This is a genomic window from Novipirellula caenicola (assembly GCF_039545035.1).
GTDB lineage: Bacteria > Planctomycetota > Planctomycetia > Pirellulales > Pirellulaceae > Novipirellula > Novipirellula caenicola.
In genome coordinates, this window is sequence record NZ_BAABRO010000019.1 from 52,659 (window position 1) to 69,216 (window position 16,558).

Genomic DNA, 16,558 nt, shown 5'->3' on the forward strand with positions numbered 1-16,558 from the left:
TTAATCGCGAGGCTTCAGCCCGTTGTGAGTCGCCTTTGCGGTCAGAGCGTCTTCGGGCCAATAGTGCTTGGGATAGCGACGGCGAAGTTCTTTGCGGACTACCGGATAGGTTGTCCTCCAAAAACTATTCAAGTCATCGGTGATCTGTTGCGGCCGACGATTTGGACCGAGCAAATGCAACTGCAGCGGCACCTTGCCGCCCGCGATCCGAGGCGTGTCGGTCCAGCCGAACAATTCTTGCAGCTTGACATGAATTGCCGGAGGCTTTCCTTGGACGTATTCAACGCGAACGGTATTGCCGCTGGGGACGGTGATTCGCTCGGGCGCATGCCGATCAATCTGCTGCAGCTGGGCGTAATCGAAGATTCCTTTGAAATGATCCAACCATGCTGCTCGGCGAAGCTGTGCCATCGACGTCACCGATTGACACAGTTGCTGCAAGACGGTCTGTACCGCGGCGTCATCAAGCTTGGGGATGTCTAGATCGGGCAGGTGTGAATGCAGAAAGCGGACACGTCGTAAAAAAGTCAACGCGGCCTCGTTTTTGTCGCTTAGCAACGATTCAACATCGTCTCGAACCACATCGGCCAAAACCGTTGCCACATAGGGACTCGGCTGACACTCAATCGGTGATTCGCTGAGCACCAGATCATGAAAATATTGCCGCCGTCGTGCGATCACGACTTGTTTCGCGAGATCATAAAATGGTTCATCAACCGTACGAAGCTGCGACGGGTCAAGCCAATCGAGTTCGATCGGCACTGCGATTCGAACCAAGGCTTCGTTTCCACGATCGTCGACATCAATACAGACAAAATACCTTGCCGGCGATCCTGATTCGTCGGTCATCGACGGATGAGCCAATTGGACACCGCGGCCGCCCACCATCAGCCCACGGTCGCTGTCGTGGCTGCGTCGCCGTGCAACGCGATCGGGGTACGCCGCAAGTAGACATTGCTGCAACGCGTGATGATTCACTGCGTTTGATTGCAACGGTTCTGCTGCCCCCATGATTCGACAAAACTGTTTAGCGACTCGATGAATTTGTTTTGCTGCCCCACGATCGATTTCGACACGAGCATCGCCCTCGAGAAAACGTTTCAATTTGTCGAGCTGATCAAACAGACTCAGTGACTGCGAGCGAAACGGACCGCGTTCACTCAACAGCGCCGCCACAAAAGCAGCATCCGACACCACCGCGAAGTCATCGGCGGCAACGAGGAACCGGGCGATGCGAGGGTGAAGCGGCAATCGCAACATGCGCCGCCCTACGGCCAACAACGCACCAGCGTCATCGATTGCACCGAGCGCAACCAACAACCGTTTGGCTCGGTCCACCGTTTCCAGCGACGGGGGCGTTAGCCAGGGAAAATCGATTGCATCGCGTTCTCCCCAACCGGCCAACATCAAGGCGGTGGAACTAAAGTCAGCCCGCTCGATTTCAGGCGACTCGTGTAGCCGGCGTGAGCGGTGGGCCGCCAGCGGCCAGAGCCGGAAACAGACGCCCGCTTCGGTTCGCCCAGCCCGCCCCGCACGTTGTTCGGCCGACGCCTGAGAAATGGGTTCCAAACGAAGCACCGGAAGCCCCACGGCAGGATTGAACCGCATCACGCGGGCAAGCCCGCTGTCGATCACGGCGGTCACCCCGGGAATCGTGACCGAGGTTTCGGCGACATTGGTGGCAAGAATGATTTTGCGACGTTTCGAGGCGGCAAGCACGGCGTCTTGATCGCCCGTACTCATCTCGCCATACAGATCATGCAAAATGCAATCCTCTGCAATCCCGCTGGCCGCGATCATCCGGTGCGTCCGCCGGATCTCCCCCACGCCTGGTAAAAAGATCAGCACATGCCCTGCGGTTCGAGCGAGCGCATCGGGCAACGTTTCAAGGATCTGCGAATCGAGCGGCTGTTTGGACAGATGAGGTGAATGGACGATGTCCACCGGAAAGGCCCGGCCTTCGCTGTGGACCGAAACGGCATCGCCAAGAAAATCGACAATCGGTTCGGTCGCCAACGTGGCCGACATAACGATCAATTTCAATTCGGGACGAAGCGTCGTGCGAATCCGCTGCAGCATCCCCAAGGCCGAATCGATCTCGAGGCTGCGTTCGTGGAACTCGTCCAAAATCACGCCGCCCACATTCTCCAGCAGCGGATCGTCGCTAAGCCGGCGAAGCAGCATGCCGGTCGTCATTACGACCAATCGCGTTTGTTTGGACGTGCATCGATCAAAGCGAACGTGATAGCCGATACGGCTGCCTAATTCACTGCCATCCAGTTTAGCCAACCGAGCCGCGGCCCCGCGGGCTGCCAAACGACGCGGTTGAATCAAGAGGATCTCGCCATCGTCGACAACATTCCGCTGCAACAATGCGAGCGGAACCAGCGTCGTCTTGCCAGCTCCCGGTGGCGCCTTCAGTACCACCGGTCGCGACTCGGCAGCGGCGTTCAGAATCGCGTCCAAGCATTCCGCAACCGGCAAACCGAAGCTTTCCGCATCGTTTGCCAGCGGATTACGTGACACAGGGTCGCCGGGAACCGAATCGCTCACGTACAAATTTCTCGCGTAAGTGGCACTATCGACTTGTCGTTACGCCGGCCCCAAACCACACGCTCGCCGCCACGCACTGATTTGTCCGACGTGCAGCGTGATGTGCCCGCCGACGTAGAAGTTCAACATGGCACCGGTCGTTGGCAGACGCTCTCGCATTGCTTCATTGGGGTTCACCTCTAGAAACACAGCGTCATCGGCCTTTTCCAGTGCTGCCAACGCCGCTTCATAGCCAGTGTTGAACGCGTTTAGGATTTCGTCCATCGGTGGATAGATGTTGCCCTCGGGATCATCGACGCACTTGGCCGACTTCGAGAAGACTTTGACAAATTCCTCGCTCGGCAGGTATGCCGATGCATCGCCTCCCAACGCCTTGATCACCTCGGACGCGTACAGACTCAGGTGCCCAAACACAAACGCAGGATGGTTTGACTCAATTACAGTGTCGCCACACTTGGCAAAGCGAGCAAATTGTTCGGGGGTAACGTCTTTGAGCATTCGTTGGGCGTTGGCGAGTCCAATCCGGCTGGACGCGGCGATCATGGGACCGATGTTGGGCACGGTGGTAAATCCTTGTTTGAATCGAGTGATGAATCCGTCAGACGGCATATCGTAGGTGGCAGTGCCAAGGATCGTCTAGACACCGGGATTCCCGATCGATTTCGATTCACCACCCCCCCCCTCGGCAGCCACCTGCAAACATCCATTACGCTTCGACAATCGCATCCGCCACGACTCGCTTGGATTTTTCCAATCCCTCGCGAGCGACTTCCAGCGCGTCGCGTTTCCAATATTCGGGATTGAACAACTCGAGTGAAAAGGTGCCGCGAAATCCGTTGCCTAACAATTGACGAATCGTTGGCACGAGCGGGCAGACACCATCACCAGGAAAAACGCGGTCTTTGTCACTAATGTCGCGTTGCGACGGTTCGCCTGGATAATCGTTGATGTGAAAGCAGTGCATCCGCGAGGCTTCGATCATCCCGAGGCCGGCAAAATCGCTGCCGCCTTTGTAGATGTGATAGAAATCGGGCAGTACACATGCCTTGGGATGCTCTGCCGCTGTCGCGACGTAAGCCAATTCACCGAGTTTGCTGAGCGTGGGTGAAAATCCCCAAAGTTCCAATTGCGGCGTCACGCCAATTTCGTCGCCAAGCTGCAAAAGTGCACGATAACGCTCGGCGATCACCGGCAGCGGGGGCGAAATCGCGTCCTTTTGATGCGCGCCGATCGGCGGCGCCGCAATCATCGCCCCCCCGATCGACCGGACCAACTCCATGTCACGACGAGCCACTTCGAGACCGGCTTTTCGCTGTTCGGCGTCGTCGCTGATCCAATTTGCAAAACCGATGGCACTGTCGACCGTCATTCCTGCGTCTTCAATCTGCTTTCGCAGATCCGCAACGCTCCCCCCATTCTTGACATAGGCTTCGAGATCCCGAATCCACGGCTCAACGCCATCGTAGCCCGCTTTGGCCGCTACTTCGATCTGCTGTGTGATCGTCAGATTCTGCCCTCGCAGCGTACTCATGTTCAGAGCAAAACGGACGGGCGATTTTTTTTCGTGCGTCGATCCCACTTCGGTTGCCGAAGCAGTTTCAAGATTACCGGTCACGGCCAAACCAACGGCAGAGGCGGTAACAAGTCCCATAAATTCGCGACGGTCAGTCATGGCAGCAATAAACTCGCAGGAGGGAAAATGATCGGAAGTCCAAGGAGGCAGGAGCCATCGTTTTACTCGATTAGCGTAATCAAAACAGCATGGTGTTGCTGGCAATGAAAATCGCAAGGACAAAGAGAACTGCATTTCTCAATCACGACGTGCGGCGAGGATCGCGATTGCTTTAGCGTTTCCGAAACACTTCGTCGGCTGTGGTAATGATTCGAAAAACCCCGACGAATTTGGTTGCAGCAAAGAAAAAAACTCGCACAATGAAAGAGGTGTGAACCACACCTCTTTTCTTATTTGATGCTTTTCTAAGTTGCATTTGCGAGTTAATGCCAAGCGATTCACCCGAATCGAAATCGCAGCCGCATCCACTGGATGCCAGTCGAACTCGACTTACGCAATCGAGTGCCGCCGCTGAGTTACAAGACGTTGGCGATCACGCTCCGCACCTGCGAATCGATTCAGAACGAGAGTCGCTCGAGCTTGAATTGTTCCGGGTTCGGCGAGAAGCCGATGCGGCGCGTCACGAGGCGCAAGCGGCACGTTGCGATGCCGAAGCCGCCGCTATCGAACTAAAACTTCGCGGCATGGATACGTCACAACCTCAGTCGTCGAGCGGGACGCCGGCTCGCGGCTCGGTGTCGATTCCCGATGCCGTGCCCCTTTCCAACGTGGCTGGTATTTCGGATGCAGCGTCGGTCTCTCACGCTCGGGCCGACCTCCTTGCTCGGGCCGACTCTCACGCTCGAGCCGACTCTCACATTCGGCCTGCCCCCCAGACGGAACCTTCCTCTGGTGCAGACGCGGATTCACAACATATTGCTGTACCCCAACCGACATGCACTGCCCCGAACACAATGAATCCCTCGCACTCCGAGGCTGATTTGGAATCGGGCGTTCAGTCGGGCACGGAAGCCCACGCAAACGCATCCCCGATCACTTGGTACAAGGGCCCCGAGCTCAAGAAACCGACCGTCGCTCCGATTGAATCGGAACCGTCACCGCAAGAGCTATCAGCCGCCGCGCTGGCACCGACATCGTTCCAAAGTTGGCAAGAGATTCGTGAGGCATTCCATCACGACACGACTGCGGCCGAACCATCCTCGGTCACGCCGGCATCGACCGCTTCTCTAGCCAGCGAAACCCACCACGATAAAACCGCCGCACCGCAGCTCCGCGTTGATGCAGCGCATCGCGATGTTTCAGCACCTCGTTTGCGGAACGACGATGCACCGGATGTCACTGCTAGGAAAGACGACTCACGAAAAGACGATGCATCCAATAGCAACGCACCGGATACGATGGACCGCGGCAAGGCCGAGGGTGAAACAAGCGAGGAAGATTCGATTGCGGTTGCCGCGGCATCCCTATCGACCGCTGAGTCTCGAAGCTCGGTGGAGACACCGTTTCCACAGATCGCGATGCTCGCTCGGGGTGAGCGAACGCTTGAGCAACCATTCGAGAAAGCGGAGATCGCGGAACTTGATTCGGCGCTCGTTGCCGACGACACGGCGACGCCCGAGAATCGGCGACGCAAACCCGCGGCTTGGGTTGCCAGTGCGATTGTGCATGCGGTCATTCTTGTCATCCTTGGCGTGGTCACGCTGAAGACGCACAAACCCAAGGACCAAGTAACCCTTTCAGCGTCGGCGCCTTCGGCGTCCGAGGTTTCGATGGAGACCTTTTCGCTTGAAACCAGTGAACTGGAAACCGAACCGACCGAAGAGCAGACCGAATCAGAGATCCAGTACGACTTGAGCCCCGTCGGTGAGATTGCGATTTCAAACTTCAAGCCGCCCCCACCACCGTCGATGCCCAGCCCGGCGGTGGCGATGCTGAGCTCATCCAACAACTCAGCAGCCGCAATGTTGACCAAGCCCAGTGACTCGGACGCCAAGATCCAATTTTGCGGGGTTGATGGTGGGGGAAACCATTTCGTCTATTTGGTCGATAGCAGCAAAAGCATGGGAGACGCGTTCAATTCCGCCCGGATCGAACTGCTGAAATCCATCAACGCGTTGCGTCCCGACCAACGGTTTTATGTAATCTTTTTCGATTCCGATCCCGACTTCATGCGTTTGAGCGATCCGAAAAAAGATGAGCCGCGAAGCGCCTACGCAACGCCAAAGAACAAGACGGCGCTGCAGCGATGGGCGATGGGTATTCGCGCCGACCGTGGCCGGAACCCAAACGATCTGCTCGATTTCGTACTGAAACTGCGAGCCGATGCAATCTTCTTGCTGTCGGACGGCGAGTTTCCCCAGTCGACCGAACAGTTATTGCAGGAAAAGAATGTGCAGCGCAATTTGTTTGGCACCGGTGGTTTGATCAGCCGCGTGCATACGATCGCGTATCACAGTCGTGCTGGGGAAAGCCGGATGAAGCGAATTGCCGAGCAGAACCAGGGACAATACCGCTACATCGCCAAGCCGTAACGCAAACAATGTTGGCGTTGGCGCAGTCGACAAGAGGATCGGCCCCATGAAGTCCTTGCCGAAAGGCAAATCAAAAAGCCATTGACGGCTTGTTGAGTTAGTGAAGATCCCTGCGACAAGGGGTGTAGGATAGACTTCCTAGTCCGTCAATGGTGGATTCGACGGACTAGGAAGTCCATCGTACGACTAAAACAACAAGCCGTTGACGAGTTTCGCAACGGAAAACGCGCCATGCTAAAGCGTGACTCTTTTAGCTAGGCGAATTTGCTTTTCCCCGCGTGGGCGCGTTGAACAATCCGAGGGACTCTTCGGCCGAGGCTTGGTCGACCAACGCGACGACAATATCCCCAGGCTTCAATTGATCGTCGGCTCGCGGAACTCGCACAAAACCATCGCGTTGGATCGCGGCGATCAAACAGCGTCCGGCCAACGGCAAATCGGCAAGCGTGGCCGACGTCACCCGCGTCCCTTCGACGACCTCGAGTTCATAGACGCCGATCTCGCCGCTGGGCAATCGGCTTTGCGAGATGATCGCGCCTTCGTTTAAAAAACCGAGGATTTGGCGAGCCAAAACGTCTCGTTCGCTGACCGCGCGGTCGATACCAAGTTTGGCGACGACGTTGGCGTAATCAGGTCGACCGACGACACACATCACTCGCGACGCACCAAGTTCGCGGGCTTCGACGCCCGCCATGATGTTGCTTTCGTCATTGCCGGTACAGGCAACGAAGTAATCGACCGTCCCCGCGCCTTCATCTTCCAAAATGCTCCGCCGATTTGCATTGGCATTGATCACGGTAACGTCGGGCAGCGTTTTAGAGAGATGGTCACATCGATCGATGTCGCGTTCCAAAAGCACGATGCGATAATCATGTGGGCTGAGTGATCCGGCCAAGTGGAATCCGGTTTCGCCGCCGCCGGCAATCATCACTCGTTTTCGTGACCTGCGTTCTTCGGCTTCGGCGCCAAATGTGCCTCGTGCCTTGGTGACTGCATCGGGCATCCCAATCAAGCTGACCCGGTCGCCTGATTTCAGTTCGTCTTCGCCGCTGGCGATCCACATTCGGCCTTCTCGCGCGATCGAGCCGACACGGACGTTGCCGGGGATCTTTAGTTCGCGAAGCCGAGTACCCGCCGCGCTGGCATTGTTGGTGATTTGCATCTCGTAGACCTCCAATTGTCCACGAGCAAAGTGTTCCAGTGGAATCGCATCTGGGTTGCGAATCGCGCGCGTCAACTCGAATGCCGTCAATTGTTCGAGCGACAGGATGCTATCGATATTGAAATGGCGCTGGTAATCAAATGTGCTGAGATCGCCAAAGGCGGGTGCGTAGACCCGTGCGATGCTGCGGCGTGCCCCCAATGCCTTTGCCATGCTGGCGGCAACAATATTGACTTCGTCATCGCCGGTCACGGCCAACACGATATCGGCGCTACAGACGTCGGCTTGAAACAACACCGTGCTTTGCGAAGCGTTCCCCTGGATCGCCCGCACATCCAATTCGCTGTTAATTCGGCGAACGTTTGCCGGATCGTTGTCGACTACCGTCACGCTGTGTCGACGCCGACAAAGAATGTCGGCGATCCAGCGGCCCACCGTTCCGGCACCCAAAGTCAGAACTCGCACTAGATCATCCAATTCAAAAGGCAAAGGACCACGAAAATGAAAGCCATAAATCCACAGATCCATCGCCCCGTGCCTAACGCATGTTTGATGATCAATGAATTGTCTTCATGCCGTGTCGCACCAAACACCAACGAGATCGAAATCAACAAAGGCACAAAGTACAGCAGGTAGGTGGGTGAAATGGAAAGCATCGTCAATCAATTCGCTGCAAAGAGTAATGAGAAAGAACCCAGCTCGATAATCCGTGGTCCGGCACAAGATTGAACGAGATAGGTTGGCCGCACGAATTTCCGTCTAGGGTTTGGACCCCAACGCGGGCGAAGGGATCTCGGCATCGCTGCTGTCTTTGTCGCCATCCTTGTCATCGTCGCCTTCTTTTTTTCGTCCGCTAATCGGAACCGAAAGCGGGCCTCCGAACGCATCGTAGATCACCAAGATATTCAGCAGTCCTGCGATCACTGTGTACCACGTCCCCATCTCGTATCCCGCGCCGTGGCGAGCAAACCAAGCCGAGACATCATCGGCATTGTTTTCAATCACCGGGCGACGTGGCGGCGCCATAAATCCGCCCCACAGCGGTTCGTAACTATTCAGTGTTCGTCCATCTTCGGTCATCACTCGCATCCGGTTCCCTTGCACCAACGCTGGAAACGCGGCGACCCCGACCCCGGCTTGCAGAAAGTAATGCCAACGTTTGTCACCAGGCTGCCATGATGCGTACACCACGTGCCCCCCACCGAGTGCAAACCCCAGAACCCAGGTAGAAAGAATGCAAACAAAAAATAACGCCGCTTTGCTGGTGCGCCCTTGGTAATAATGTCCGGCACCGGGCAGCAACCAAGCTAAGAACGCGGCAAGAGATCGATTGCGAAGATCGACACGGAGTCCATCGACCGCGATCACATTGTCTTCATTAGAGGGCATGAGCTTCGTTGGCTTTCAATATTTCGTATTTCGTGGGCAAGTGATTTTCATTGAGCCGTCTGTTGCGACCAAACGGCTATTGTGCGGAAAAGGGATGTTTGGCGGTAGCCGAATCTGAACGCGGATACGACTGCCCGCTTCGCAATCGACAAACCGCTTCGCAGTGGCATGCCCGCTTCGCAATGACTTAGTCGCTTCGCGATGGAAGCAATGCGTGCCCGATGGGACATTCGCACGCCCCCACGCAATCTTGGTCTTTCGCTGAAGCTTGGTTTTTCAATAGGTTCCCCCGACGATGGTCCGTTGCGATTGAACCGCAATTACCGGCGCTGCTGCTAGTGCGCGTATCGGATCTGCCTTGACGCTCCCCTGGTTGGTTTCTTATTTACCAGAATCCATGCCTGATCTTCCTCCATTTTGATGGCCTTCGCTATGACCCGGATTTTGTTGAACTCTACCCTTTTTGCTTTCCTACTCGTCGCGACCGTCGGTTGTGGCGGTTCCGAGGATGTTGCCCAGCAAGCATCCCCCAAAGCCAATGTCGCCAGCACCACGGCAAAATCGCCTGCCGAAACCTCGGCAACCGACGTGGTGAGTCAATTTTTGGACCAAGTTCGTCGCGGCGGAGAGAATTCAGGCGCCGGCGAATTGCTGACCCAACGAGCCCAATCGGAACTCAAACGGATTGGTCGCACCGTGCAACCGATTGGTTCGCCGGACGCTCGTTTTAACGTGACCCAGGCGCGTGAAGTGCCGAATGAACCTAATTCAATGCTGGTCCAAAGCATCTGGAGCGAACCAGGCCCCGAAGGCACCCAAAATGACTTCGAAGTCGTCTGGGCTGTGCAACGCGAAACCGCAGGCTGGCGGATCTCGGGCCTCGCAATGGAGATCGATCCTACCGAGCCACCGATCGTGATCGACTTTGAAAACGGCGACGAAATGGCCAAGCTGCTGACCGGCAGCGAGGGATCCGAAACGTCAAGCGAAAATGGCGCACAAGCGGCCAAACCTGCCGCCGAAGCGGTTTCTCGCTAAGAATTCTGGCAAAATTTATCATTGCCATTTGTTCACTGATTTGCCCCGCAATACGTCGAGGGCAAACACCACCCGAACGGCCTGCTGTGGCCGGAAAAATCGGCACAACCTGAACTAAAAAGGTTCAGATTTGGCTGATTTTGAGCACATTCCTTGTGACATTCTTACCCAGCTTCACATTCCGAAGCTTGCGGCACGCGAAATGCCGTGATTCGTCCGCCGTCAAATTCAAGCAAAAAATCCTTGCATGGATCGTATTGGGTGGATTGACACGATTTTTCCCAAGGTTACTGTAGCGGCGAAATTGCGCGAGCCGTAAACCCAGCCCATACCCCCTATCTTGAAACGATAGGGACCTGGAACACGGTTCGAAGATCTTTCGGTAGTCGATGATGTTATCGGCGGTTGGATCGACGCGATGGGCCGTGGGATTATGGCCTAAATAAATTTTGATGTGCGAATTCGGATCGCACCAAACTCCGAACACTTGGGAGATCTTTATGAATCGGACTGTGGTGAGCGGCATTGCCGCATTCGCACTGTTGATCGGTGCAGCAGTAGTCATGAGCGAAACCGCTGAAGCAGGACACCATGGCGGTGGACTTTTCAGCCGACTGCACGCCAAACAGTGTGGCGGTGGATGCGCTCAACCGTCGTGCGGCGGTTGTGCTGTTGAAAAAAGCTGTGGCGGTGGATTGTTCGCACGCTTGAAGGCCAAGCACGCAGCTCCTTGCTGTGCTGCTGAACCCGTTTGCTGCGAGCCAGCACCTGCACCTGTTTGCTGCGAACCAGCACCGGCGCCAGTTTGCTGCGAGCCAGCTCCAGCACCTGCATGCTGCCCTGAGCCAACCTGTGGCCACAAGAAGCATTGCGGCTTGTTCGGCAAACTGAAAGCCCGCAAGAGCGGCTGCGGATGTGCAGCTGAGCCAACTTGCTGCGAAGCAGCACCGGTTGTCGAAGCTCCTTGCTGTGGTGGCGAAGTTGCTGCACCCGCACCTGCAGCTCCTTGCTGTGGTGGCGATGCTCCTGCTGCTGTTCAAAGCAGCGAAGGCTTCGAACTTGCTCCAGGCGAAACTCTCGTTCCTGGCAGCGTTACCACTGGCGCTGCTGCTGAAGCCGCTCCAGCTCCAGAAGCTGCTCCCGCTCCTGCTCCAGAGAGCAGCAGCGATGCACCTCCAGCTCCAACTGCTGACGCTAACACCGACATCTAGTCGAAGCGGGTCTAACCATCGTGTTAGACCAAACAGCGAAGATCTTGAAACCTCGCCGATTCCAAACGGAATCAGCGAGGTTTTTTCATGCGCTGGCGGCTAGCCTTTGGTGCGTGATGCAGAGAAGCGAGCCCGATGCCACGTGTTCGCCGCAGCGGCACGAAGGTCACTCGCTTAGCAAGTCGATGATGTCGGGCCGCAACCGGCTGACATCATTCTGGTCCTCGAGGTCGTCGGGCTTTAGATACAGCCGGTCTTGCTGATCCGCGTCGCGAACGTAGTACCATCGCGATGTCGACACCGCGACCGAGCCATTGTCGCTACACGTCGTCACACGTGGTTGGAATTCGGAATCGCTGCTAGCCCAAGTCGATGGATCGATCAGTCGATCGGGCTCAGTCTTGATCTTGGCCAACAGCGCGGGCAACGAATTTGCATTGACCACTCGCTTGTCACGCACGGGACCTAGATCGCTGACGATCATCGGCACCCGATGATGACAACTACGCAGCGGCCCTGCGCGATAGCCGATCGCATCATTTTGCCCGAGACTAAAACCGCTGGTTCCCGCCAACACCACGATCGGATCCAAATCGCCGACGTACTCGAACAGCAACGCCAACATGCGATCCAACAGCCGGACTTGGCAACCGTAAGTCCGCATCCACGCCACCGCAAGATCGGGATGCGATTGCTCGGTCAACTTGGCCTGCGGCGTCATCACATCGGGAAAGACCCACGGGGGCATCTCGCAATCGGCTTCATCCAGTGCCGCATCGGTCTCGGGCAACAGATCCAATTCTTCGCTTGGTTCGCCTGCCGACAGCTCGTCAGCATCCAGCGGCACCAGCCATCGGGGCGCATCCCAGCAGTGGACCAACGATTGCGTGTGCAACCACCATACGGCCGCCGGGTCGGGATCCTCGATTCGCGAAAACAGGCTCGCAAAGACGCGGGCGAGATGTGTTTCTTCGAGCTCTTCGGCCGGCAACTGATCCGCAGCCGGCGGATCCAAGTCAATCAGCCAAGATTGGTCAAAATCAGCATCCAACGACTGCTGTGACACTCGAGGATCGTCGGTGATCAGTTCGACGGTTCCCAATTCGTTCCAGCGTGGGATCCAGTGGTCGGGATCGTGCGAAGAGGGCGGCCGAAACCAATCCGCCAACACCTTCAATCCATCGTCGTGCTCGGCGATCGCTCGATCCCATAGACAACCGCGGCTAGCGAGCAAGTCGATCGCGGGCGTTTCATTCCACGAAGCCCCATAGCAACCGAGTGCGGATGCAGCCAAGCCTTCGACCGAGATCACGATCATTTTTCGCTCATTCATGGGCGTTACTTTGACGAACCCGCCGATTCGCTACAACCGGCCCATCCGGCAAAAGACAGCAAAGTTCCCGGCAGGGTTGCCGCGATCGAGCCGAAACGGCCAACGGCTGTGACGTAGCGTTGAGAGTCATGCGATGGGTCACGTGACGCCCCGGGGTCAAACAAGACTTCACGATTCTGAATTTTCCTGATTCATCCAATTGCGGAAACCAACCGAGCAATGAATTACACTTCCACTGTAGCTCCCTTTGGCATTCCTGTGGCTGTGCCTGCAATGAACGAACCTCGCAATCCAAGCGATTCCGCTGCTGCCGCGACGGTGCCACAACCGGCTCCGCCGCTGCCGGATCGAATTCGTAGTGAAGTTTGGGATGTGCCTTTTGATCATCTAACGCTTGCCGAAGCGGTGGATTGGATCGAGTGCTTGGTTCAGCGACGTGTCCCCAGTTACGTGATCACCGCAAATCTAAACTACTGCATGCTGCATCATCGCGATCCCGCGGTCGGCGCGATCACCGACGACGCGGACCTAATCCTTGCCGACGGACAACCGATTGTATTGCGGAGCCGATTGTCCAAAGCACCGATTCCCGAACGGGTCGCCGGCAGCGAAATGATCTACCACCTAGCCGAACGCTGCAGCGATAACGGTTGGGGAATCTACTTTCTTGGTGGTGAAGAGGGCGTGGCGGCACAGTGCGCCAACAAGCTACAAACAATGTATCCCGGGCTGAAGATTTCGGGCGTCGAATCGCCGCCGTTTCGCCAACTCAGCGAACGCGAACAACATGAACAGGATCAACGCATCAAGAAATCAGGTGCAGCAATCCTGTTGGTCGCATTTGGGCAACCCAAAGGCGAGAAATGGATCCACGAGAACTACAAACGATTGGGGATCCCGGTCAGCATCCAGCTCGGCGCGTCGTTTGACTTTATCGCCGGAACGGCCAAGCGAGCACCGATGGCTTGGCAAAAGATCGGGATGGAATGGGCTTATCGGATGTGCAGCGACCCGAAACGGCTCGTCCCTCGCTACGCAAAAAACGCGACCTTTTTATTGGGCGCGTTGATCGAAGATTGGAAGCGTTTGGTCACAAGTTGGGGAATGGGCGATTGGAGCAATCGCCCCGAGCGATAAACGCATTGCTCGCGGGTGTCCTAACCGCGGCATTTGAAATGCCCCCACGAAAGTCTTGACGGCTTGTTGATTTAGTGAAGGTTCCTGCGGCAAGGGGTGTAGGATGGACTTCCTAGTCCGTCAATGGTGGATTCGACGGACTAGGAAGTCCATCGTACAACTAAATCAACAAACAGTTGACGACTTCCGCTACGAGGTCTGGCGTCCGCTACGACTACCTTTAGCTAGCTGCGGCAGCAGGCTTCTTTTTCGGCTTGTAGATTTCGGTGGCCGTACCGAAGTGGACTTCGCCTGCGTTCATCAACGTTTCGCTGAGTGTCGGGTGCGGGTGAACGCTTTCGGTGATGTCATGCACTTCGCAACCCATCTCGATCGCCAACACGGCTTCGGCGATCAATTCGCCTGCACCGCTGCCGACGATGCCACAACCGAGCACGCGTTGGGTCTCCGGATCGACCAACCATTTGGTTAACCCATCGGTGATGTTCAAAGCTTGAGCGCGGCCGCTCGCGGCCCATGGATAAACTTCGACATCGACCTTGCGGCCGGCCGCCTTGGCTTCGCCTTCGGTCAAACCGGCCCAGGCAATTTCGGGGTCGGTAAAGACCACTGCGGGAATCGCAACTTTGTCAAACGCGGCAGGTTTGCCCGCGATGACTTCGGCTGCCACGCGGCCTTCGTGGGTCGCTTTGTGAGCGAGCATTGGATCGCCTGCGACGTCACCAATCGCGAAAATATGCGGGTCGGCGGTACGTTGCTGAGCGTCACATTCGATGAAGCCGCGGTCATTGACCACCACGTTGGTGTTTTCCAATCCGAGCCCGCGAGTCACCGGACGACGTCCGATGCTGATCAGCACGCGATCGAATTTTTCATGACCAAAGTGGGCGGGACCTTCAAAGGTGACTTGGATCTTGTCGCCGTCTTCGGCCAATGAGCCGACTTTGGTATTGAGCAGCACGCGGCCATCGCACATTTGGTTGATGCGTTTGGCGAGCGGTTTGACGAGGTCCCGATCGGCTCCGGGCAACAAGCCTTCGGCGAGCTCGACCACCGTGACTTTCGAGCCGAGATGAGCATACACGCTGCCCATTTCCAACCCGATGTAACCGCCACCGACGACCAACAAGGTTTCGGGGATATCGGCGAGCGCGAGAGCACCGGTGCTGTCCATCACACGATCGCTGCCAATGTCGAACGCGGGCGGCATGGTCGGCACGCTGCCGGTCGCGACGATGCAGTGGTCGAAGGTCAATTCGCCACCCTCGGGGATTGATTCGTCATCGCCTTCGAGTTTCAGTGTGGTCGAGTTCAGGAACGTGCCCCGCGCTTGGATCACGGTCACGTTGCGGCGTTTCGCCAATTGGCCCAAACCGCCGGTCAAATTCGAGATCACTTTCTCTTTGCGAGCTCGCACTTTGTCGACATCGATCTTGGGTTTTTCGTCATACACGACGCCCCAATCTTCACGCAGCTCGTCCACTTCGCTGATCACCTTGGCAACATGCAGAAGCGCCTTGCTAGGGATACAGCCACGCAGCAGACAGGTGCCACCGAGTCGAGGCTCGGCTTCGACGATCGTCACATCAAGGCCTTCGTCGGCAGCCAAAAACGCGGCTGCGTAACCACCAGGACCACCACCGAGAACAACAACAGGACTATGCATCAGAGGAGATTGCCTCTCAAAAAAGCGATTAGGACGATTCGTAAAGCCAGCCTGCCGCAACCATTCGTTTCGGCTGCGAGGCCAAAGGAGACGCCATTATAAACAGAACCGGCAACCTAAATTGCCGGTTCTGATGGATGACCATGTACCAAGCCGGCGGCAAACCAAAGTGGGCTCGACACAAAAAAGTGTGGTTTCACCCGAACTTTGGGGGGCTTGATACGCAAAGGGAAACGCAGGATCGCGAATGCTTATCGTGACAAGAATTCGACGACGCTGTTCGCATCCACGGGCAAACTGATGTCGCTCGCTCCGGGAAGTCCCAACACGGTTGCCTTCAAGTTTTCGCTATCGAAGGTGACCCAATCCAGTGCGTCGGGCGAAGCGTTGGCGATCACGCCGCGATAAAGATTCTTCAAATTTTCACGACCACGGACTTCGACGATATCGCCAGGGCGAAGCTGGTAGCTTGGCTTGGTGACCTTCACGCCGTTGACGCGGAAGTGACCGTGGGTGATGCCTTGGCGTGCTTGAGGACGAGTCTTGGTGAAACCAACGCGGCGAACCACGTTGTCCAAACGACGCTCGCACATCAACAGCAACAATTCACCGGTGTTACCCGATTTACGACCAACCGCATCAAAGTAACGACGAAGCTGACGCTCGCCCAAACCATAATAGTGCTTGATCTTTTGCTTCTCCATCAACGCCATCCCGTAGTTACTCGGGCGACGTCCACGAACGTGCATCCCGGGCGGGGTGTTACGTCGGTCCAATGCACGTGCGGCACCGGCGGTTTCATAAAGAAGGGCACCGAGGCGACGGTTGATTCTTGCTTTGGGGCCTGTGTATCGGGCCATACTGCTTTACCTTTTTGCGTCCAGGACGCGGTTTGGGGACATCGGCAGGAGGAAGTCGCTGAGCAACAAAATCTGCAAGCGAACTACTGCCAGCGTGCGATTCGC

General features: G+C 56.5%; 14 protein-coding genes. 4 read left to right on the plus strand and 10 right to left on the minus strand.

Annotated features, from left to right (window positions below):
• The 3 genes from hrpB to ABEA92_RS25945 form a co-directional block, all read right to left on the minus strand.
• Positions 1-2,553, minus strand: a complete 2,553-nt coding sequence (hrpB, locus tag ABEA92_RS25935) for an ATP-dependent helicase HrpB (RefSeq protein ID WP_345687775.1) — start codon at positions 2,551-2,553, stop codon at positions 1-3.
• Between the two features lie 39 nt (positions 2,554-2,592).
• Positions 2,593-3,114: a DinB family protein gene (locus tag ABEA92_RS25940; protein WP_345687778.1), complete on the minus strand. Its 522-nt coding sequence runs from the start codon at positions 3,112-3,114 to the stop codon at positions 2,593-2,595.
• Positions 3,115-3,259: 145 nt separating this feature from the next.
• Entirely contained in the window at positions 3,260-4,090 is an 831-nt protein-coding gene (locus ABEA92_RS25945; RefSeq protein ID WP_425572499.1) for a sugar phosphate isomerase/epimerase family protein, read from the minus strand.
• Positions 4,091-4,551: 461 nt separating this feature from the next.
• Here ABEA92_RS25945 and ABEA92_RS25950 point away from each other — a divergent pair, with 461 nt between their 5' ends.
• Positions 4,552-6,657: a hypothetical protein gene (locus ABEA92_RS25950; RefSeq protein WP_345687782.1), complete on the plus strand. Its 2,106-nt coding sequence runs from the start codon at positions 4,552-4,554 to the stop codon at positions 6,655-6,657.
• A 250-nt stretch (positions 6,658-6,907) separates the two neighbouring features.
• Here the strand turns inward: ABEA92_RS25950 and trkA are convergent, their stop codons facing one another.
• From trkA to ABEA92_RS25965, 3 genes are all read right to left on the minus strand, one after another.
• Entirely contained in the window at positions 6,908-8,284 is a 1,377-nt protein-coding gene (gene trkA, locus ABEA92_RS25955) for a Trk system potassium transporter TrkA (protein WP_345687785.1), read from the minus strand.
• The gene (locus ABEA92_RS25960; protein WP_008703062.1) at positions 8,284-8,475 is read right to left on the minus strand and encodes a hypothetical protein; all 192 of its coding nucleotides are present in this window, start codon (positions 8,473-8,475) and stop codon (positions 8,284-8,286) included. Before ABEA92_RS25960 ends, trkA begins: the two co-directional genes overlap by 1 nt.
• 103 nt (positions 8,476-8,578) lie before the next feature.
• Positions 8,579-9,208: a DUF6677 family protein gene (locus ABEA92_RS25965; protein WP_345687789.1), complete on the minus strand. Its 630-nt coding sequence runs from the start codon at positions 9,206-9,208 to the stop codon at positions 8,579-8,581.
• Between the two features lie 447 nt (positions 9,209-9,655).
• Here ABEA92_RS25965 and ABEA92_RS25970 point away from each other — a divergent pair, with 447 nt between their 5' ends.
• Entirely contained in the window at positions 9,656-10,246 is a 591-nt protein-coding gene (locus tag ABEA92_RS25970; RefSeq protein WP_345687791.1) for a hypothetical protein, read from the plus strand.
• 606 nt (positions 10,247-10,852) lie between these two features.
• On the opposite strand, the gene ABEA92_RS25975 is transcribed toward ABEA92_RS25970, so the two are convergent.
• Positions 10,853-11,236 carry a hypothetical protein gene (locus ABEA92_RS25975; protein WP_345687793.1) on the minus strand — a complete coding sequence of 128 codons (384 nt, stop codon included), beginning with the start codon at positions 11,234-11,236 and terminating at the stop codon, positions 10,853-10,855.
• Here ABEA92_RS25975 and ABEA92_RS25980 point away from each other — a divergent pair.
• Positions 11,219-11,560: a hypothetical protein gene (locus tag ABEA92_RS25980; protein ID WP_345687795.1), complete on the plus strand. Its 342-nt coding sequence runs from the start codon at positions 11,219-11,221 to the stop codon at positions 11,558-11,560. The two genes, ABEA92_RS25975 and ABEA92_RS25980, sit on opposite strands and share 18 nt — an antisense overlap.
• A gap of 63 nt (positions 11,561-11,623) precedes the next feature.
• Here ABEA92_RS25980 and ABEA92_RS25985 read toward each other — a convergent pair whose 3' ends face one another.
• Positions 11,624-12,790: an alkaline phosphatase family protein gene (locus tag ABEA92_RS25985; protein ID WP_345687798.1), complete on the minus strand. Its 1,167-nt coding sequence runs from the start codon at positions 12,788-12,790 to the stop codon at positions 11,624-11,626.
• Between the two features lie 273 nt (positions 12,791-13,063).
• Between ABEA92_RS25985 and ABEA92_RS25990 the strand changes: the two genes are divergently transcribed.
• Positions 13,064-13,927, plus strand: coding sequence for a WecB/TagA/CpsF family glycosyltransferase (locus ABEA92_RS25990; protein WP_345687800.1), 864 nt, complete (start codon positions 13,064-13,066; stop codon positions 13,925-13,927).
• A gap of 220 nt (positions 13,928-14,147) precedes the next feature.
• Here the strand turns inward: ABEA92_RS25990 and lpdA are convergent, their stop codons facing one another.
• Positions 14,148-15,593, minus strand: coding sequence for a dihydrolipoyl dehydrogenase (lpdA, locus tag ABEA92_RS25995; RefSeq protein WP_345687802.1), 1,446 nt, complete (start codon positions 15,591-15,593; stop codon positions 14,148-14,150).
• A 251-nt stretch (positions 15,594-15,844) separates the two neighbouring features.
• On the minus strand, positions 15,845-16,453 hold the full coding sequence (gene rpsD / locus ABEA92_RS26000) for a 30S ribosomal protein S4 (protein ID WP_040765001.1): 609 nt from the start codon (positions 16,451-16,453) through the stop codon (positions 15,845-15,847).
• Between the last annotated feature and the right edge of the window lie 105 nt (positions 16,454-16,558).

Coding starts and splice junctions, on each gene's coding strand:
- lpdA (WP_345687802.1), bottom strand. CDS start 15,593: ATGCATAGTCCTGTTGTTGTTCTCGGTGGTGGTCCTGGTGGTTACGCA.
- ABEA92_RS25990 (WP_345687800.1), top strand. CDS start 13,064: ATGAACGAACCTCGCAATCCAAGCGATTCCGCTGCTGCCGCGACGGTG.
- rpsD (WP_040765001.1), bottom strand. CDS start 16,453: ATGGCCCGATACACAGGCCCCAAAGCAAGAATCAACCGTCGCCTCGGT.
- ABEA92_RS25985 (WP_345687798.1), bottom strand. CDS start 12,790: ATGAATGAGCGAAAAATGATCGTGATCTCGGTCGAAGGCTTGGCTGCA.
- ABEA92_RS25950 (WP_345687782.1), top strand. CDS start 4,552: ATGCCAAGCGATTCACCCGAATCGAAATCGCAGCCGCATCCACTGGAT.
- ABEA92_RS25965 (WP_345687789.1), bottom strand. CDS start 9,208: ATGCCCTCTAATGAAGACAATGTGATCGCGGTCGATGGACTCCGTGTC.
- ABEA92_RS25960 (WP_008703062.1), bottom strand. CDS start 8,475: ATGCTTTCCATTTCACCCACCTACCTGCTGTACTTTGTGCCTTTGTTG.